Source organism: Phenylobacterium sp. FG114, from assembly GCF_057809855.1.
Genome location: NZ_JBMDKU010000015.1, coordinates 38,077 through 56,451, shown reverse-complemented (window position 1 = coordinate 56,451; position 18,375 = coordinate 38,077). Strand labels below are relative to the sequence as shown.

Annotated in this window: 19 protein-coding genes and 1 riboswitch; of the genes, 12 read left to right on the top strand and 7 right to left on the bottom strand. The window is 69.0% G+C overall.

The window, feature by feature from the left end:
* Nucleotides 1–4 precede the first annotated feature (4 nt).
* The 6 genes from ACODSY_RS21715 (at nucleotide 5) to ACODSY_RS21690 (ending at nucleotide 6,545) form a co-directional block, all read left to right on the top strand.
* Entirely contained in the window at nucleotides 5–514 is a 510-nt protein-coding gene (locus tag ACODSY_RS21715; RefSeq protein WP_488953977.1) for a chemotaxis protein CheW, read from the top strand.
* A gap of 14 nt (nucleotides 515–528) precedes the next feature.
* The gene (locus ACODSY_RS21710; RefSeq protein WP_488953976.1) at nucleotides 529–2,211 is read left to right on the top strand and encodes a methyl-accepting chemotaxis protein; all 1,683 of its coding nucleotides are present in this window, start codon (nucleotides 529–531) and stop codon (nucleotides 2,209–2,211) included.
* A 77-nt stretch (nucleotides 2,212–2,288) separates the two neighbouring features.
* The gene (locus ACODSY_RS21705) at nucleotides 2,289–4,085 is read left to right on the top strand and encodes a methyl-accepting chemotaxis protein (protein ID WP_488953975.1); all 1,797 of its coding nucleotides are present in this window, start codon (nucleotides 2,289–2,291) and stop codon (nucleotides 4,083–4,085) included.
* Between the two features lies 1 nt (nucleotide 4,086).
* Nucleotides 4,087–4,566 (top strand): chemotaxis protein CheW, encoded by a 480-nt coding sequence (locus ACODSY_RS21700; protein ID WP_488953974.1) that lies wholly within the window; start codon nucleotides 4,087–4,089, stop codon nucleotides 4,564–4,566.
* 19 nt (nucleotides 4,567–4,585) lie between these two features.
* Nucleotides 4,586–5,449: a CheR family methyltransferase gene (locus tag ACODSY_RS21695; RefSeq protein WP_488953973.1), complete on the top strand. Its 864-nt coding sequence runs from the start codon at nucleotides 4,586–4,588 to the stop codon at nucleotides 5,447–5,449.
* 4 nt (nucleotides 5,450–5,453) lie between these two features.
* Nucleotides 5,454–6,545, top strand: a complete 1,092-nt coding sequence (locus tag ACODSY_RS21690; protein WP_488953972.1) for a protein-glutamate methylesterase/protein-glutamine glutaminase — start codon at nucleotides 5,454–5,456, stop codon at nucleotides 6,543–6,545.
* A gap of 22 nt (nucleotides 6,546–6,567) precedes the next feature.
* Here the strand turns inward: ACODSY_RS21690 and ACODSY_RS21685 are convergent, their stop codons facing one another.
* The gene (locus ACODSY_RS21685) at nucleotides 6,568–8,241 is read right to left on the bottom strand and encodes a hypothetical protein (RefSeq protein ID WP_488953971.1); all 1,674 of its coding nucleotides are present in this window, start codon (nucleotides 8,239–8,241) and stop codon (nucleotides 6,568–6,570) included.
* Nucleotides 8,242–8,470: 229 nt separating this feature from the next.
* Nucleotides 8,471–9,253 (bottom strand): cyclase family protein, encoded by a 783-nt coding sequence (locus ACODSY_RS21680; RefSeq protein ID WP_488953970.1) that lies wholly within the window; start codon nucleotides 9,251–9,253, stop codon nucleotides 8,471–8,473.
* Nucleotides 9,254–9,432: 179 nt separating this feature from the next.
* On the opposite strand from ACODSY_RS21680, the gene ACODSY_RS21675 reads away from it, so the two are divergent.
* Complete coding sequence (locus tag ACODSY_RS21675; RefSeq protein WP_488953969.1) at nucleotides 9,433–10,092, top strand: sugar transferase; 660 nt, start codon at nucleotides 9,433–9,435, stop codon at nucleotides 10,090–10,092.
* Here the strand turns inward: ACODSY_RS21675 and ACODSY_RS21670 are convergent.
* Entirely contained in the window at nucleotides 10,089–10,508 is a 420-nt protein-coding gene (locus tag ACODSY_RS21670) for an MAPEG family protein (protein ID WP_488953968.1), read from the bottom strand. The two genes, ACODSY_RS21675 and ACODSY_RS21670, sit on opposite strands and share 4 nt — an antisense overlap.
* 161 nt (nucleotides 10,509–10,669) lie before the next feature.
* On the opposite strand from ACODSY_RS21670, the gene ACODSY_RS21665 reads away from it, so the two are divergent.
* The 4 genes from ACODSY_RS21665 (at nucleotide 10,670) to ypfJ (ending at nucleotide 13,436) form a co-directional block, all read left to right on the top strand.
* On the top strand, nucleotides 10,670–11,566 hold the full coding sequence (locus tag ACODSY_RS21665) for a DMT family transporter (protein WP_488953967.1): 897 nt from the start codon (nucleotides 10,670–10,672) through the stop codon (nucleotides 11,564–11,566).
* A gap of 78 nt (nucleotides 11,567–11,644) precedes the next feature.
* Nucleotides 11,645–12,208, top strand: a complete 564-nt coding sequence (locus tag ACODSY_RS21660; RefSeq protein WP_488953966.1) for a tetratricopeptide repeat protein — start codon at nucleotides 11,645–11,647, stop codon at nucleotides 12,206–12,208.
* 33 nt (nucleotides 12,209–12,241) lie between these two features.
* Complete coding sequence (locus ACODSY_RS21655; protein WP_488953965.1) at nucleotides 12,242–12,595, top strand: hypothetical protein; 354 nt, start codon at nucleotides 12,242–12,244, stop codon at nucleotides 12,593–12,595.
* Between the two features lies 1 nt (nucleotide 12,596).
* Nucleotides 12,597–13,436, top strand: a complete 840-nt coding sequence (gene ypfJ / locus ACODSY_RS21650) for a KPN_02809 family neutral zinc metallopeptidase (protein ID WP_488953964.1) — start codon at nucleotides 12,597–12,599, stop codon at nucleotides 13,434–13,436.
* Nucleotides 13,437–13,563: 127 nt separating this feature from the next.
* Here the strand turns inward: ypfJ and cuyB are convergent, their stop codons facing one another.
* The 4 genes from cuyB to ACODSY_RS21630 form a co-directional block, all read right to left on the bottom strand.
* Nucleotides 13,564–14,268, bottom strand: a complete 705-nt coding sequence (cuyB, locus tag ACODSY_RS21645) for a cysteate racemase (protein ID WP_488953963.1) — start codon at nucleotides 14,266–14,268, stop codon at nucleotides 13,564–13,566.
* Complete coding sequence (cuyA, locus tag ACODSY_RS21640; RefSeq protein ID WP_488953962.1) at nucleotides 14,268–15,284, bottom strand: D-cysteate sulfo-lyase; 1,017 nt, start codon at nucleotides 15,282–15,284, stop codon at nucleotides 14,268–14,270. Before cuyA ends, cuyB begins: the two co-directional genes overlap by 1 nt.
* Nucleotides 15,285–15,394: 110 nt before the next feature.
* Nucleotides 15,395–15,808 carry a hypothetical protein gene (locus tag ACODSY_RS21635; RefSeq protein ID WP_488953961.1) on the bottom strand — a complete coding sequence of 138 codons (414 nt, stop codon included), beginning with the start codon at nucleotides 15,806–15,808 and terminating at the stop codon, nucleotides 15,395–15,397.
* Between the two features lie 41 nt (nucleotides 15,809–15,849).
* Entirely contained in the window at nucleotides 15,850–16,275 is a 426-nt protein-coding gene (locus tag ACODSY_RS21630; RefSeq protein ID WP_488953960.1) for a hypothetical protein, read from the bottom strand.
* 99 nt (nucleotides 16,276–16,374) lie between these two features.
* Nucleotides 16,375–16,482: riboswitch (TPP riboswitch) on the top strand.
* 39 nt (nucleotides 16,483–16,521) lie between these two features.
* Here ACODSY_RS21630 and thiC point away from each other — a divergent pair.
* Nucleotides 16,522–18,372, top strand: a complete 1,851-nt coding sequence (gene thiC, locus ACODSY_RS21625; RefSeq protein WP_488953959.1) for a phosphomethylpyrimidine synthase ThiC — start codon at nucleotides 16,522–16,524, stop codon at nucleotides 18,370–18,372.
* The last annotated feature ends 3 nt before the right edge of the window (nucleotides 18,373–18,375 follow it).

Sequence of the window (18,375 nt, the reverse complement as noted above, 5' to 3'; positions counted from 1 at the left end):
CGCCATGACCGACACTCAAATCGCCGCCGCCAACGACGACGGCCTGCAGGTCCTGACCTTCGACGTCCGTGGCGAGACCTTCGCCCTGGAGGCCGGCCTGGTCCGCGAAATCCTGGACCTCCAGGCCGAGACGGAAGTGCCCGGCGCCGCCCCGTTCGTGGACGCGGTGATGAACTTCCGCGGCAAGGTGATCCCGGTCGCGGACCTGCGCCTGGCGTTCGGCCTGGGGCGCGCCGACACTACCCAGGACAGCCGCGTCGTCGTGATCGAACTCGAGATCGATGGCGATCCCACCCTGGTGGGCCTCCGCGCCGACAAGGTGCACGAGGTCGCCAGCCTGCCGCTGCGGACCGTCGAGCCGCCGCCGCCCATCGGGATGCGCTGGCGCCAGGACTTCGTCAGCCGCATCGCCCGCCGCGCCGGCGAGCCAATCATCCTGCCCGACCTGGGCCGCATCTTCGCTGAGCGCGGCCAGCCCGTCGCCGCCGCGTCCTCCCTGCAACCCGTCTCCTGAGCCCGGACCCGCCCATGCGCTTCACCATCAAACTCAAGCTGATCGTCGCGTTCAGCCTCCTGCTCGCCCTCATGCTGGGCGTCGCGGGCTTCGGTATCGTCCAGGTCAACCGGATGGGCCAGCAGCACGACAAGATGCTCGAAGGGCCCGCCGCCCAGCTCGACCGCGCGCGCGCCGTCAACATTGCGCTCCTCCAGATCCTGCGCTCGGAGAAGAACCTCGTCCTCACCGACGACCTGGCGCAAAGCCGCGCCGAGGTGGACAAGATCGAGAGTCATAAGCGGGCGTTCAGCGCGACGCTCAACACGGCGCTCGAACGCGCCGCGCCCCAGGCGCGTCCCAAGTGGGAAGAACTCGAAGAGGCCTGGGGCCGCTTCGTGCCCATGGACGCCGAGATCCAACGCCTCGGTAGCGAGAACCGCAACGCCGAGGCGACCGCGCTGATGCTGGGTCCCCAGCGCGCCGTGAACGAAGCGATCTTCAAGGCTTCCGACGGTCTGGTTGCCACCAACGAGCGTATGCTGAAGGACGCCGGGGCGGAGTACGACGCCGCGGCGCAGACCAGCCTGACCTTGTTCATCGCGATCACGGTCGTGGCCCTGGTCCTGGCGGCCGCCTCCGCCGTGTGGCTGTCGCTCACCATCAGCCGCGGCCTCAGCCGCGCCGGCTCGGCCGTGCGCAGCGTGGCCGAGGGCGACCTGACGAAAACCGCCGAGATCACCACTCAGGACGAGATCGGCGACCTGCTGGGTCACGTGAACACGATGATCGAGCGCCTGCGCAGCGTGGTCGGCGACGCGGTCTCGGCCTCGGAACAGGTGGCCGCCGGGAGCCAGGAACTGGCCTCCGCCGCCGATCAGGTGAGCCAGGGCGCCACCGAGCAGGCCGCCTCGGCCGAAGAGGCCTCGGCCTCGATGGAAGAGATGGCTTCGAACATCAAGCAGAACGCCGACAACGCCTCGCAGACCGAGCAGATCGCTCGTCAGTCAGCGAAGGATGCGGAAGCTTCCGGCGCTGCGGTGAACCGCGCGGTCGACGCGATGCAGACCATCGCCGAGAAGATCACCATCGTGCAGGAGATCGCCCGTCAGACCGACCTGCTGGCCCTGAACGCGGCGGTCGAGGCCGCCCGCGCCGGCGAGCACGGCAAGGGATTCGCGGTGGTCGCCTCGGAGGTCCGCAAGCTGGCCGAGCGCAGCCAGACCGCCGCCACCGAGATCGGCGCCGTGTCCGGCGAGACGGTCAAGGCGGCCCAGTCGGCCGGCGAGATGCTGAGCCGCCTGGTGCCCGACATCCGTCGCACGGCCGAACTGGTCACCGAGATCAGCGCGGCCTGCCGAGAGCAGGACATTGGCGCCAGCCAGATCAACGAGGCCATCCAGCAGCTCGACAAGGTCACTCAGATGAACTCGAGCGCCTCGGAACAGATGTCCTCGACGTCCGAGGAACTCGCCGCCCAGGCCGAGGAACTGCAGGCGTCGATCGCGTTCTTCCGCACGGGCGCCACCGCGAGTGCCCGCCCTGCGTCGGCGCAAGTCCGCCGGGCTCCGGCCAAGCTCGCATCGGCTCCGCGTCCCGCCGCGCGTCCGGTGGGCAAGGGCGTGAAGGCCCAGCAGGCCGCGGCCAAGGGCTTCGCCCTCGACCTCGCCCAGGGTGGTCCCGACGACCACGACGACGCCTTCCGCGAATACGCCTGACCTAACGAGGTCCGCGGCGGTCCGAACCCGCCGCGGGCGCCCCCTTTGCCGGGACCTGACGTCCCTGGAGTCCGACGATGCGTTTCACCATCAAGCTCAAGCTGGCCCTGGCCTTCGCCGCCATCATCGTCCTGATGATCGGCGCCACCACGTTCGGCATCATGAAGCTGGGCAAGATCAACGCGGACCAGACCGCCATGATCGCCGGCCCGGCCACCCGCCTGGAGAACGCCCAGTCGCTGAGTATCGCCCTGCTTCAGGTGGGGCGCGCCCAGAAGAACATGGCCTTGGCCAGCGACGCCAACGAACGCGCCAGCCAGAACCAGAAGGCCGACGTCTACAAGAAGCGGTTCGAGGATGTGCTCACCGCCTCGGAGGCCATCGCCTCGGCCGAAGGCAAGCCGAGGTGGACGGCGCTGCGCACCGACTGGGAAAAGTTCGTCGTGGTCGACGGTCAGATCCGCCAGCACATCGTGGGCGGCCGCATCGACGAGGCGACCCGCCTGATGCAGACGGACCTGCGCGTCGCCAACGACGGCGTCACCCAGAAGGCTGATGAGCTGGTGGAGCTGTCCAAGCAGCAGCTCGCCGCCGCCGACGCCCAGGGCAATGCCGACTATGTCCTGGCGCGCAACACCATGATCGGTCTGCTGGTGGTCTGCTTCCTGATCGCCGCCGGCGCGGCCGCGTGGCTGTCCATGACGATCAGCCAGGGCCTGAAGAAGATCTCCGACCTCACCGAGGCCGTGGCCATCGGCGACCTGCACCAGACCATCACGGTGACCACCAACGACGAGATCAAGGACCTCGTCGAGAACGTCAACCGCATGACGGCCAACCTGCGCGCAACCGCCGCCCTGGCCGACTCCGTCGCTGACGGCGATCTGACGGTCCAGCCCAAGCCGTTGTCGGACAAGGACACCCTGGGCCTGGCGTTGCAGCGCATGGTCGAACGGCTGCGCGGCGTGGTGGCCAACGCCCTTTCGGCGTCGGATCAGGTCTCGTCGGGCAGCCAGGAGCTGTCGGCCGCCGCCGAACAGGTGAGCCAGGGCGCGACCGAACAGGCCGCCTCGGTCGAGGAGGCCTCGGCCTCGATGGAGCAGATGGCGTCGAACATCCGCCAGAACGCCGACAACGCCTCGCAGACCGAGCAGATTGCCCGCCAGTCGGCCAAGGACGCGGAAGTCTCGGGTGCGGCGGTGAGCCGTGCGGTCGACGCGATGCAGACCATCGCCGAGAAGATCACCATCGTGCAGGAGATCGCCCGCCAGACCGACCTGCTCGCGCTGAACGCAGCCGTCGAGGCCGCCCGCGCCGGCGAGCACGGCAAGGGTTTCGCCGTGGTCGCCTCGGAAGTCCGCAAGCTGGCCGAACGCAGCCAGACCGCCGCCACCGAGATCGGCTCGGTGTCGTCGGAGACGGTCCGGGCCGCCCAGTCGGCCGGTGAGATGCTGACCAAGCTGGTGCCGGACATCCGCCGCACCTCGGAACTGGTGTCCGAGATCAGCGCGGCCTGCCGCGAGCAGGACATCGGCGCCAGCCAGGTGAATGAAGCGCTCCAGCAACTCGACAAGATCACCCAGGCCAACTCCAGCGCCTCCGAGCAGATGGCGTCCACCTCCGAGGAACTGGCCGCGCAGGCCGAGGAACTGCAGGTGTCGATCGCCTTCTTCCGCACCGACGCCACGGGCAGGACCGCCGCGCCGGCCGCCGTCGCGGTTCGTCCGGTCGCGCAACCCCGTCCAGCTCCGGCGCGCGCCCGCACCGCCGGCAAGGGCGTGAAGGCTCAGCAGGCCGCGGCCAAGGGCTTCGCCCTCGACCTCGCCCAGGGCGGTCCCGACGACCAGGACCAGGCCTTCCGGGAGTACGCCTGACATGGCTGCTGACGCGCAGTACGTCACCCTGGGCCTCGGCGCCGAGGTCTTCGCGGTCCCGGTCGAATACGTCCGCGAGATCCTCGACTACCGACAGCCTTTCGCGATCCCCGAGGGACCGGCCTATCTGCTGGGCCTGACCGACGTGCGCGGCCGCGGCACGGCGACCATCGACCTGCGGGCCAAGCTGGGCCTGCCGACGGTTCCGCCGGGCCCGAGCACCCGCATCCTCGTGCTGGACATCCCGCTGGACGGACGGGTGCTGTCGCTGGGCCTGGTCGCCGACCGGGTCATCGAGGTCGTCTCGGTGGCCGCCGACCAGATCGAGCCGGCGCCCGACATCGGCGTGCCCTGGCGCTCGGACTACATCGCCGGCGTCGTGCGCCGCGAAGCCGGCTTCGTGGTGCTGTTCGAGCTGGCCCGCCTGCTCACCAGCCAGGAAGCCGCCGCCCTGCCGGCCGTCGCCGAAGCGGCGGCCTGAGACCCCTTCTCCAGAACGGATGACCACCTTGTCGGCCGAGCTCGCCTACAATCTCGACGTCAACGACACGCTGAGCACGGCCGACTTCAAGCGGCTGTCCGAGTTCATTCATGGCTACAGCGGCATCAAGATGCCGCCGACCAAGAAGACCATGCTGGAAGGCCGGCTGCGTCGCCGCCTGCGCGAGCACCACATGGCCAGCTTCGGTGATTACTGCACCTACCTGTTCCAGGATGGCGGCATCGAGGCCGAGGCCATCCACCTGATCGACGTGGTCACCACCAACAAGACCGACTTCTTCCGTGAGCCCGCGCACTTCGATTTCCTGGTCAACAGGGCCCTGCCGGGGTTCGTGAAGGAGAAGCGTTCGCAGGTCCGGATCTGGAGCTCCGCCTGCTCGATCGGCGCCGAGCCCTATACGATCGCCATGCTGCTCGACGACTTCTGCCGCGAGCATCGTGGCCTCGACTACTCGATCCTGTGCACCGACCTCTGCACCCAAGTGCTGGCCGAGGCGCACATGGGCATCTTCGCCGCGTCGATGATCCAGCCGGTGCCGATCGCCATGCGCCAGCGCCACGTGCGCGTCGCCCGCGACAAGGCCAGCAACAAGGTCCGCATGGCGCCGCACCTGCGCTCCAAGATGTCGTTCGCGCGCCAGAACCTGATGGACGAGAAGTACGCGGCGCCCCGCGACCTCGACATGATCTTCTGCCGTAACCTGCTGATCTATTTCGACAAGCAGACCCAGGCCGCGGTGCTCAAGCGCCTCTGCTCGCACCTTCGCCCCGGCGGATACCTTTTCCTGGGGCACTCCGAGACCATCGTGGGCGTTGACCTGCCGGTGCGCACCGTCTCCGGCACCGTGTTCCAGAAGGTCTGACGCCATGGGGAGGAAGGTCCGCGTCCTCGTCGTCGACGACTCGGCCAGCGTCCGCCAGACCCTGACCGCCATCCTCGAGGAGGATCCGGACATCGAGGTGATCGGCGCCGCGTCCGACCCCTTCTCGGCCGCCCGTTACATCGCCAAGGAAATCCCCGACGTCATCACCCTCGACGTCGAGATGCCGCGCATGGACGGCATCACCTTCCTGCGCAAGCTGATGGCCCAGCACCCCGTGCCGGTCGTCATGTGCTCGTCGCTGACGGAGGAGGGGTCCGCCACCCTCATGCAGGCCCTGGAGGCCGGCGCGGTGGATGTGATCCTGAAGCCTAAGATCGGCGTCGCCGACCATCTCAACGAGTCCCGCGACCGCATCCGGGAAGCGGTGAAGGGCGCCGCCGAGGCTCGTCTCGGCAATCGCCCGCGCCCCCAGGCTTTCGCCCGCACGGTGGAGAAGAAGCTGACCGCCGACGCGATGCTTCCGCCCCCCAAACCCGGTTCGGGCGCCATGGCCCGGACGACCGAGACCGTGATCTGCATCGGCGCTTCCACGGGCGGCACCGAGTCCCTGCGCGAGGTGCTGCAGGCGCTGCCGTCCAACGCCCCCGGCATCGTCATCGTCCAGCACATGCCCGAGAAGTTCACCGCGGCCTTCGCGCGCCGGCTGAACGACCTGTGCGAGGTGGAGGTCAAGGAGGCGGCCGACGGCGACGCCGTCCTCCGTGGCCGGGTGCTCATCGCGCCCGGCAACCATCACACGCTGCTGGAGCGGTCCGGCGCGCGCTATCACGTCTCGGTCAAGAACGGTCCGCTGGTCTCGCGACATCGGCCTTCGGTGGACGTCCTCTTCCGATCGGCGGCCCGCTCGGCGGCGTCCAACGCCGTCGGCGTGATCATGACCGGCATGGGCGACGATGGGGCGCGTGGGCTCGACGAGATGAAGCAGGCCGGCGCCTACACCCTCGCCCAGGACGAGGCCACCTCGGTGGTGTTCGGCATGCCCAAGGAAGCCATCGCGCGCGGCGCGGCCATGAAGGTCCTGCCCCTCGGCCGCATCGCCGCCGAGATCCTGCGCCTGGGGGCCATGGCGTCGTAACGCCAGCGCGCCGCGACCGCTCTCAGGCGGGCGCGTAGACCGCGTGGACCTGGCGTTCGCGGGCCATGGTGTAGAGCTTGCCGATCTGGCCCATGACATCGGCGAGCGCCGCCGTTTCCGCCTCGTTCAGCGCGTCCGGCGCCGGGGTTGCGGCGGGGCGCAGGCCGTCGGCGGCGACGGTCAACACGCCGGTCACCTCGGCTTGGAAGTTCAGCCGCCCGGTGGCGCGCTGCAGGACCTGCACCACGGCGTCGCCCTGCGCCGCCATCTCGGCCAGCTCGGAGCCGACCTTGCTCTCGGCCTCGCGGATGGGCGCCGCGGCGGTTTCCAGGAGCGCGCCGACCGCGGCCGACCCGCCTCCGACCTCGGCGCCACCGCCGCCCTCGCCTTCGAATTGCGTGAGGATCGTCTCAGCCTGGCCGGCCGTCTCGCCCAGGACATCGGCGTACTGGCGCAGCTCGACGGCCACCACGCTCAGCGGCCGTCCGGCGTCGCCCAGGCGCACGCATTTCAGGTGCGCGTTCAGAGCCATCGAATGGATGCTGGCCTTGATGCCCCGGATCGCGTCGATCCGTTGGGCGAGACCCGCGGCGGTGGTTTCGGCCGATTGGCCGACATCGAGGGCGGCGGCCTCGGCGGCGCCCATCTCGCGGACCAGGGACATGGCCTCGCCCAGGCTGGCCTCGAGCCGGGCCAGGTCGCCTGTCTTGTCGCTACGCCCGCCCGAGCCGCGGGCCGCTTCGCGCAGCTGCAGCAGCTTGTAGGCGTCGCTCGCCACGCCGGTCAGGCTGTGGGCGATCTTCTCCACCTCGCGGTCGAAGCTCTCGACGGTGTCGTCGAGCTGGGCGGCCAGCATGGCGCGAACGATGTCGTCGGCCGCCGGGTTGGCCTGGCCCGCCGTTCGCCGGCGTTCCAGGATCTCGAGCCCGGTCTCCACATGCTCGACCCGCTGCCGCGCGGTGTCGCCGATCTGCAGGCCGCACAGCGCCATGCCCACCTTACCTTGCAGCCCGCGGGCGATCGCGCCCACCTCGGCGGCCACCGCGGCGACCCGCTTGTGATGCTCGGCCAGGATCACCGCGTCGGCGGCCAATTGGTTCGGCACCGCCGGCAGCACCTGGGCGCAGCGGCTGTCCAGCTCGTTCTCGTGCGCGAGCGCCGTCCCGACCAGGCCGCCGAGGGCGTCCAGGTCCCGCCCGAATTCGTCGAGCTGCGTGCGGCCCTCGCCGATGGCGGCGTAGATCTCCTCGACAAAATCCTCGAACTCGACGTAGGCGCCAGGCACGGTTCCGGCCGTCACCTTGATGTTGACGGCGAAGACCTTCAGGTAGCGCAGCGCCTGCTGCATGTCGGTGATATGGACGCCCAGCCGCCGGCTGGCGCCCGCCAGTGCGTGGCAGCGCTCGCGATGGCCGGCCCGCGATCCGGCCAGGCCGCTCAATTCGGCCGCCGCCGCGGACAGCTTGTCCGTCGCGTCGTCCACGGTCTCGGAACTGAATAGGCTCGCGAGCTGGTCCAGCGAGGCGACGAGGCCGCCCACCACCTCCACCGAGGTCTCCAGCGTCTTGCCGAGGTCGAGAAACTTGCCCTCGATCACACTGCGCGCGCCAGCCAGGCGCATGGCCAGGCCGGTGGCGTGGATCGCTGTCGAAGGGGTGGGAATCTCGGACTCGGCGAACTGGACGGCTGGGGACACGGCGACCGCTTCTTTCAATGCCGTCGAAGCCTACGGTTGCAGGTCGGAATCTTCGATGAACGTGCTTGGTTTACGAGGCTTGAACTGAGTGTTCGGGGAAGGAAAACACGCCGGATCTGGCGACTTTTATTGAGCGGTGTTACTCAAATTGAGCATTCGCGTGCGCCATGAGCTGTCGATGTGTGGCGAGACGCCGCAGGCTCAGGTCGCCGTGGGGCTGAGGCCGACCTCACTCCAGGATCGCCACGGCCCGGATCCAGCCCGCCGAGGCGCCCGCGATCTTTACGGGAAAGCAGGACAGCGTGAAGCCGCTGGGCGGCAGGGTCTCCAGGTTGGTCAGCTTCTCGATCTGGTAGTACTCGCGCAGCCGGCCGGCCTTGTGGCCCTCCCAGATGATCTTCGGGTCGTGCGTCTCGGCCCACTTTCGCGCCGTGTGCGAGAACGGCGCGTCCCAGGACCAGGCGTCGGTGCCGACAACCTTCACGCCGCGCTCGGTGAGATAGAGCGTCGCCTCTTCGCCCATGCCGCAACCCTTGTGGATATAGCCGGGATCGCCATAGGCCGCGCCCGCGGCCGTGTTCACCAGTACGATGTCCAGCGGCTTCAGCTGATGACCGATGCGCGCAAGTTCCGCCTCCACGTCGGCGGCCGTGGCGACATAGCCGTCGGCGAAGCGCCGGAAGTCCAGCTTGACGCCCGGCTGGAGGAAATACTCCAGCGGGCCCTCGTCGATGGTCGGCGCCGGACGGACACCCTCGGCGGCGTCCGTGGTCGAGTGGAAATGCCACGGCGCATCCATGTGGGTGCCGTTGTGCGTCGAGAGTTTCACCTGCTCCACGGCCCAGCCTTCGCCGTCCGGTAGATCCTCCGGCGTGAGACCCGGGAAGAACGAGGCGATCTGGCCCACCGTTTCCTTGTGCCGGGAGTAGGTCACCTGCGGGCGCATCACCCCGGGGTCCGAGACGATGTCGTTCGTAATCGGGATCGACAGGTCGATCAGCCGCCGCGCCATGGGCTTCCTCCGCGCCTCAGTTTGCCGCCGTCAGCTTATTTGGGTGGCGCCGGAGGGGAAGTCCTACCCTTCGTTGTGCGGTGCAGCACTTTTTCGTTAATGGACTAGGATCGAGAGGAACCCGAGGGGTGCGTCGTCGGTTGAGCGATGTGTCGGGTGGAGCACGGAGCTGGGCTGGCATGACCGTCATCGCGCCGATCGCGCGGGCGCCCGAAGCCCCGCGTGTGGAGGCTGGCCCTGTGCGTGCAGCGACCAGCAGACGAAAGCGCGCCTTCGACATCTGCGCGGCGGGCCTGGCGCTGCTCGCCTTCCTGCCGCTGCTGCTCGTCATTGGCGTCGCCATCTGGATGGAAAGCAAGGGTCCCATCCTCTTCCGCCAGCAACGCACCGGCCTGAACGGTAAGCCGTTCCGCATCTACAAGTTCCGCACCATGCTGGTGACCGAGGACGGCCCGCAGATCCGCCAGGCTGTGCGCGGCGACTCCCGCGTCACCCCGCTCGGCGGGCTGTTGCGCAAGCTGAGCCTGGACGAGGTGCCGCAACTCCTGAACGTGCTCAAGGGCGAGATGTCGATCGTCGGCCCGCGGCCGCACGCCTTGGCCCACGACATCGTCTGGGCCGGCCGCGTCCCCGGCTACACCGATCGCTTCCGCGCCCGGCCCGGCCTGACCGGCGCGGCCCAGGTCAACGGCTATCGCGGCGAGGTCGCCAACGACGAGGGTCTGTTCGCCCGCATCGACGCCGACAACGCCTACATCGACGGCTGGAGCTTCACCGGCGACCTCACGCTGGTGGCCCGCACGATCCCGCTGCTCTTCGGCGACGCCAAGGCGTTCTAGAACACCACCGTCGCGGCCGAGACCGCCAGGGCCAGCAGAGCCAGCGACGCCAGCATGAACACCGCCCACCGCAGCATGATCACATTGGTCGTGGCCTGCACCAGGCTATGGACCACGCGCAGGCCGACATAGCTCCAGGCCAGCAGCGCGTTCAGGCCTTCCCCATGACCCGTGACCGCCAGCGTCAGCGCGACGGCGTAGAACAGCGTCGGCTGCTCCATCAGGTGGTTGTAGTTGTCGGCCTTCCATCGAACCTGCGGCGGCAGGCGCGCCGAGAGTTCCGCCGTGGTCAGCGCGGGATCCAGCGCCACCTTCGCCTTCTGCATGGCCGGAATGCGCGTGGCGTAGAGCCAGGCCCACATCACCATGGACCACAGCACCAGCGTCACCACCGGCTGCAGGATCGGACTGCCCATCGTCGAATCTCCCCGTTCTCGTTCCCCCCTGGAGTGGAGCCGCCGCCCCGCGCCTCGTAAAGGACGGATAGCTTCACCATTCCTGCCATCCGCCTTTGAACCGGCCACCTGCGGCGAACTGGGCGTTGACCCGCGGCGCGGGCTCCCCCTTAAGACCCGCCGTGTCCCAGCCGTCCGCTCTCCCGCCCGCCAACAACGTCGCGCTCGGCATCGCCTTCCGCGTGGCGGCCATGGCCTGCATGGCTTGCCTCTCGGCGATCGTGAAATGGACGGGCTCGCGCGGGATCCCGGTCTTCGAGATCATCTTCTTCCGCAACCTGTTCGCCTTCGTGCCGCTCGGCCTCTACATCGCCCGCACCACCGGGTGGGAGGTGCTCAAGACGAGGCGACCCTTCGGGCATCTGGCCCGCGCCACCGTGGGCCTGTCGGGGATGGTCTGCGGCTTCTCGGCGGTCCAGCACCTGCCGTTGACCGAGGCCACGGCGCTGCAGTTCACCTCGCCGCTCTTCATGACGGCGCTCTCTGCGCTGCTGCTCTCCGAGAAGGTCGGCCGCCACCGGTGGGGCGCCGTCATCGTGGGCTTCCTCGGCGTGCTCATCATGGCCCGCCCGCTGCCCGGGCAGATGAACACGCTCGGCGTGACCTTGGGTATCCTCAGCGCCCTGGGCGCGGCGGGCGCCATGGTGGCCATCCGCCAGATCGCCGACACCGAGCGCGGCCCCACCATCGTCTTCTATTTCACGCTCGGCGGGGTCGTGCTGGGTCTGGCGGGCTCGGCCTTCCATTGGGTGACGCCCGATCCCGTAACCCTGGCCGTGCTGATCGTCGCCGGCCTTATCGGCGGGGTGGGGCAGCTCTTCCTCACCGAGGCGCTGCGCCAGGCGCCGATCGGGGTGATCGCTCCGTTCGACTACACCCAGCTCGTCTGGGCCGCCGGTCTCGGCCTGGTGATCTGGGGCGAGCTGCCGCATCCCCTGACCCTGGTCGGCGCGGTGATCGTCGCGGCGAGCGGCGTTTACATCCTGCACCGCGAGCTGCGCCGCTTCCGCGCCGCGTGATGCCGGAAGGCTGAATTGACACAACGGCGTTACAGGCGGACGCTTCCCGCCGACTGTCCAGGTTGCGGAGCGACCCCCATGCTCAAGACCTCCAACCTCCTCGCGCTCGCCGCCGGCGCGGGCCTCCTTGCTATCCCGGCCGCCTCCCACGCTGCGGTGACGGTTCTGGGCGGCGGCATGGCCCGCCAGTGCTCGGAGGCCGCCCTCGGGGGAGAGACCGACACCAAGTACGATGACCTCTGCACCATGGCGCTGGAGTCCGAGCTCCTGAGCCTGCGGGACAGGGCCGGCACCTTCGTGAACCGGGGCGTGCTGAAGCTGCGGCGCAAGGAGTTCGGCGCGGCCAAGTCGGACTTCAACCTCGCCATCCAGGCCAAGCCCGACCTGGGCGAAGCCTATGTGAACCGCGGCGCCGCCGCCGTCGGCGCGCGCCGCTACGCCGACGGCCTGAGCGATATCAACAAGGCGCTCGAACTCGGCGTCGAGGAGCCGGAGAAGGCCTACTACAACCGCGCGCTGGCGTTCGAGGGGCTGGACGACATGAAGTCGGCCTACTTCGACTACCGCAAGGCCATCGAGCTCAAGCCAGATTGGGAACAGCCGAAACAGGAATTGACGCGCTTCACGGTGGAACGCCGCTAGGGGTGGAGCCGTTGGACGCCCATATGGTGTCGCATGCGTAAGCTCATCGCCCTCGGCGGCCTTTTCCTCGCTGTCGCGGCGCCGGCCGCGGCGCAGCCCAGCCAATTCCAGATCGACGATCTGCGCGCCCAGCAGCAGGCGGCCGAGCGGCGATCCATCGACCAGGCGAACCAGCTCCAGGCCCTGGACGCGCGGCTGCGCGCCGACCAGGCCGTGGCGGACATGACGGCCCGCAACGCTGCCGCCCGCGTCCCGGTGCTGCCTTACGGCGATCCCACCCTGGGGCCCAAGGCCTCGGCTCCCGCTCCAACCTATCCTTCGGTGCCAGACAAGATGCTCTCCGAATCCAACAAGCGCGTCCAGGACGCCGCTCGGAACCGTCGCTGACATGCGCTGGCAAGGGGGAGAGGGCGGCGGCAATATCGAAGACCGGCGCGGCATGGGCGCGGTCGGTCTCGGCGGCATGGGCGTCGGGGGCGTCGTCCTGGCGCTCGTGGGCTATTTCGTCTTCGGGATCGACCCGTCGACGACCATGGGCGTCGTGAACGGCGTGTCGCCCCAGGCGCAGCAGCAGGAGGGCGTGCGGGGCACGCCCGCCGACCAAGCGGGCCGCTTCGTCGACGTAGTGTCGACCAACGTCGACCAGGTGTGGGAGGCCCGGATGCGCGGCTACCGCCCGCCCGACGCCATCGTGCTGTACGACCAGGCCACCGGCACCGGCTGTGGCATGGGCCAGTCCGCCATGGGGCCGTTCTATTGCCCGTCCGACCGCAAGGTCTATCTGGACCTCTCGTTCTGGCAGGAGCTGGAGACCAAATTCGGCGCCGGCGGCGAGGCGGCCCGCGCCTACGTCATCGCCCACGAGATCGGCCACCATGTCCAGAACCTGACCGGCGCCAGCGACGAGGCGCGTCGCATGGGGGCCAAGGGCGCTGAGAGCGGCTCGGTGCGGCTGGAACTCCAGGCCGACTGCTACGCCGGCGTCTGGGCTGCTCATGCCGCCGAGGTTTCCAACGGCCAGGTGTCGCTCGATCCGCGGGACATCGAGGACGGTTTGCGCGCCGCCGCGGCGGTCGGCGATGACACCCTGCAGAAGAAGGCCCAGGGCCGCGTCATGCCAGACGCCTTCACCCACGGGACGTCGGAGCAGCGGATGCGCTGGTTCCGCAAGGGCTCCCAGAGCGGCGACCCCGAGGCCTGCGACACCTTCGGGGCGAGCCGGCTCTAGCCGCGAAGCGGCAAGAAGATCGAACCACGAGAGACACGAAAAACACGAAATCTGGCGCCCGGAGGCCGTCGGGCCGGGTCATCGCGCTCCGCGCCCTTTCGTGTTTTTCGTGTCTTTCGTGGTTCCGTTACGCCACCCCGTGCGGCAACGGCTCCCAGCGCAGGCACACGGCGACGCTGCGGCGCGCCAGCAGGTCGCCCGGGTCGATCAGCTCCAGCTTCACGTCCTCGTCGTCCAGCACCAGCGGCACTTCGGTGCAGCCCGCGATCAGCACCTCGGCGCCCAGCTTGCGGAGCTCCTCGGCGTAGCCCTGCATCTCGCGCTTCACGTCGTCGCCCAGGTCGCCCGCCTTGATCCGGTAGAGGGTGACCATGAACGCCTCCTGCCGCTCGGGCGGGAGGCTGACCAGGCTCATGGCTCCGGCGGCCAGATATTCGCGATAGAGCTTCAGCGCGCCCTTGGTGCCCAGCACGCCGGCGCGCATGGCGCCCGCCTCGCTCGCGGCCTCGGCGGCCAGGCCGATCATGTCGATCAGCGGAAGGCCCGAGGCGCGCTGGATGAGGTCTGCGTGCGCGTGGGCCGTGTTGCACGGCATGGCCAGAACTTGCGCGCCCGCGCCGGCCAGGGCGCCGGCCATCTCGGCGAGCACGGCCCCGGCGCCCGAGCCCGGCGTGTTGCGGTCCGGCGCCTTCGGGTTGATGTCGGCGATGACCCGGATGTGGTCCTGGTCTTTCTCTGCCGGCGTATAGGCCTGCAGCCGCGCCAGGAACTCCACCGTCGCCGCCGGCCCCATCCCGCCTAGAACGCCCAGGATCAGCGGCTCGGCCGACATCAGAGTTTGCCTTCCAGTTCGCCCTGGTAGCCGAACAGGCCCTGGGCGCCGCCGGTGTGCAGGAACACCACCGTCTCGCCGTCGAACGCGCCCTTGGCCGAAAGCGCCAGCAGGCCCTTCATCGCCTTGCCGGTGTAGACCGGGTCCAGCAGGATCGCATCGGTCCGCGCGATGGTCTTCAGCGCGTCGATCACGGCGTCGTCCACCAGGCCATAGCCCGCGCCGACATAGTCGCAGTCGGCGACGACCATGTCGCGGGTCACCCGGTCCTCGTGGCCCAACAGGGCCGCGGTCTGGCGCGCCAGGTTGTAGACATTGGTCTCCTGCGCCTCCTTCGGCGCGCGCACGCCGATGCCCAGGACGGGGATATCGGCCCCCATCACGGCCAGGCCGGCGACCAGGCCGGCGTGCGTGCCGGCGCTGCCGGTGGCGGTGACGATGCGGTCGATCTCCAGGCCCATCTCGTTCGCCTGGGCGACCAGCTCGAACGCGCATTCCACGTAGCCGAGCGCCCCGATGCTGTTCGAGCCGCCGCCCGGGATCACATAGGGCCGGCCGCCGGCCTCGGCGACCTCGGCCGCCACCTCGGCCAGCTTCTGGTTCATGTCGGTGCCGCCCGGCACGGAGCGGATCTTCGCGCCCAACAGCTGGTCCAGCAGGACGTTGCCCGAGCGGGTGTAGTCGATCGCCTTCGAGCCGGTCCGCTCTTCCAAGATGATCTCGCACTTCATGCCGAACTTCGCCGCCGCGGCCGCGGTCTGGCGCACGTGGTTCGACTGGACGGCCCCCTGGGTCACCAGGGTGTCGGCGTCGTTGGCCAGGGCGTCGCCCAGCAGGTACTCGAGCTTGCGGGTCTTGTTGCCGCCACCGGCCAGCCCTGTGCAATCGTCGCGCTTGATCCACAGCGCCGGTCCGCCGCCGCCGGGACGCACGAGATGCTCGGTCAGGCCGGGCAGCGGCTCGAACGGCGTGGGCAGGTGGGCGAAGCGGACGGGGTTGAAGCGGGCGAGATGCATGCCCGCGTGTACCGCGCCATCAGGCGAAGTGGAAACCGGTTCGCCGCCCGGATGGCGCGGAAAGCAAAGAAAAGTGAGCGTCCGCCCGGCCGACGCTCGGGCACTTGATGTTACGGCTTCAACTTCCGCGGCAGGGCGGCGGCCTCCTGCGGCGTCAGCTTGACGATCGAGGCGATGTCGCAGTGCCCGCCGCGCGCGCGCAGCACGACATCCTTCGGGCCGCAGATCCGGCCGCCGGCCAGCGGCTCGACATTGATCGGATCCGACGAGATCGCGCCCCTCAGGCAGCCATTCTGCATGGTGAACCGGTAGAGGCCCTTGCTGCGCCGGCCGGCGTCCACCAACAGCGTGTTCTTGTCGACGACCGAGTGGTTCTGCATGTCGTCGGCCTGCAGGCACTGGCCGGCGGCCAGGCCGGCGCCCGGCGGGGGTGGAGGGCCCAAGGGCGAGGGCGTGGAGGCGGCGAGCGCGAAGGTTCCGACGGCGGCTGCGCCGAGGGCCATGGCGGCGGTCACGAGCTTCATATGCGGTCTCCTGAACGTTCCACGAGAGACATGCGGACGGCCTACGGCTTCAACTTCTTGGGCAGGGCGGCCACCTGCTCGGGGGTCATCTTCACGACGTAGTCCACGATGCAGTGCGTGGCGAAACCGCCCTTCGCGATCGAGATGTCCAGGTCCAGCGGCTTGCAGATGATCGGCGAACCCGGAGGACTGCGCGTGATGATCGGATCCGACGAGATCGAGCCGGCCAGGCAGCCCTTCACGCCGATCCGATAGACGTCGTTGCGGTTCACGGCGACCAGCAGGGTGTCCCGATCGCCGATCGTGTGGTTGCGGATGTCCTGGGAGCGGAAGCACTGGCCGGACGGCAGGCCGGTTCCGGCCTCGGGCGCCGGCGGCAGCGCCGGGTTCGGCGCGGGCTTGGCGATGGCCGCGGCGGCCCCGGCGGCGGCCAGGACAGCGGCGGCTGAGACGATGGCGATCTTCATCTGTGGTCCTCCGGACGTCCCCTTAATGATGATACGCGCGACCGCGGTTCACGTCTTCGCATTTGAAGCTGGCGGCCACCTGACAACGGGCTTACTTTGCGGAAATCCTCGGGGGGCCGCGCTGGAGCGGCTGAGAGGTGGGTGAGCCCACGACCCGTCGAACCTGATCCGGGTCATGCCGGCGAAGGGAAGGGCCATCCACCCCGACTGACGCCCGTGATCCGTCCGCCTACGGAGCCACATGCGATGAACAAGCCGACCGGCAAGCTGAACGCCGCCACGATCCCCACGGGCGAACGCCCGGGTTCGAAAAAGGTCTACCAGCCCGGTGTGCTATGGCCCGACATCCGCGTGCCGTTCCGCGAGGTGGCGGTTCACCCCAGCGCGAAGGAACCCGCGCTGACGCTCTACGATCCTTCCGGCCCCTATACCGACCCGGCTGTCGGTATCGACATCGAGAAGGGGCTCTCGAAGACGCGCGAGCCCTGGGTGGTGAGCCGCGGCGACGTCGAGATCGTCGAGACGCCGCGCGCGGTGAAGCCCGAGGACAACGGCTTCGCCCAGGGCGCGCACCTGGCGCCCGAGTTCACCGCGCCGCGCCGCGTCTACCGCGCCAAGCCCGGCGCCAACGTGACTCAGCTGGAATACGCCCGTCGGGGGGTGATCACCCCCGAAATGGAATACGTTTCGATCCGCGAGAACCAGCGCCGGCAACAAGGCGACGCCTTCATCCGCGACGGCGAGGATTTCGGCGCCGAGATCCCGGACATCTGCACGCCTGAGTTCGTGCGCGACGAGATCGCCCGCGGCCGGGCCATCATCCCGGCCAACATCAACCACACCGAGCTCGAGCCGATGATCATCGGCCGCAACTTCCTGGTGAAGATCAACGCCAACATCGGCAACTCGGCCGTGCTCAGCCACGTGTCCGACGAGGTCGACAAGATGGTCTGGTCGATCCGTTGCGGCGCCGACACGGTCATGGACCTCAGCACCGGCCGCAACATCCACAACATCCGCGACTGGATCGTGCGCAACAGCCCCGTGCCGATCGGCACGGTGCCGATCTACCAGGCGCTGGAGAAGGTCAACGGCGTGGCCGAGGACCTGACCTGGGAGGTGTTCCGCGACACCCTGATCGAGCAAGCCGAGCAGGGCGTGGACTATTTCACCATCCACGCCGGCGTTCGGCTGGCCTACGTCCCGCTCACCGCCAACCGCGTCACCGGCATCGTCAGCCGCGGCGGTTCGATCATGGCCAAGTGGTGCCTGGCGCACCACAAGGAGAACTTCCTCTACGAGCACTTCGAAGACATCTGCGAGATCATGAAGGCGTACGACGTCTCGTTCTCGCTGGGCGACGGCCTGCGTCCCGGCTCGATCGCCGACGCCAACGACGCGGCCCAGTTCGGCGAGCTGGAGACCCTGGGCGAGCTCACCCAGATCGCGTGGAAGCACAATGTCCAGGTGATGATCGAGGGCCCCGGCCACGTGCCGATGCACAAGATCAAGGCCAACATGGACAAGCAGCTCAAGACCTGCGGCGAAGCTCCCTTCTACACCTTGGGCCCGCTCACGACCGACGTGGCGCCCGGCTACGACCACATCACCTCGGCCATCGGCGCGGCCATGATCGGCTGGTTCGGCACGGCGATGCTCTGCTACGTCACGCCCAAGGAACACCTGGGCCTGCCGAACCGCGAGGACGTGAAGGTCGGCGTCATGACCTACAAGCTGGCGGCCCACGCGGCCGATCTGGCCAAGGGGCACCCGGGCGCGCGCCTGTGGGACGACGCGATCAGCCGGGCGCGGTTCGAGTTCCGCTGGGAGGACCAGTTCAACCTGGGCATCGATCCCGAGACGGCGCGCGAGTACCACGACGAGAGCCTGCCGAAGGAGGCGTTCAAGACCGCCCACTTCTGCTCGATGTGCGGCCCGAAGTTCTGCTCGATGAAGATCAGCCAGGACATCCGCGACGCGGCCAGGGGGCAGAACGACCTGGGACAGAACGACGTCGAGACCGGCATGGCCGAGATGTCGAAGAAGTTCCGCGAGACGGGTGGGGAGATTCTGGTCCCGGTCGCGCCGGCGGAATAGCGC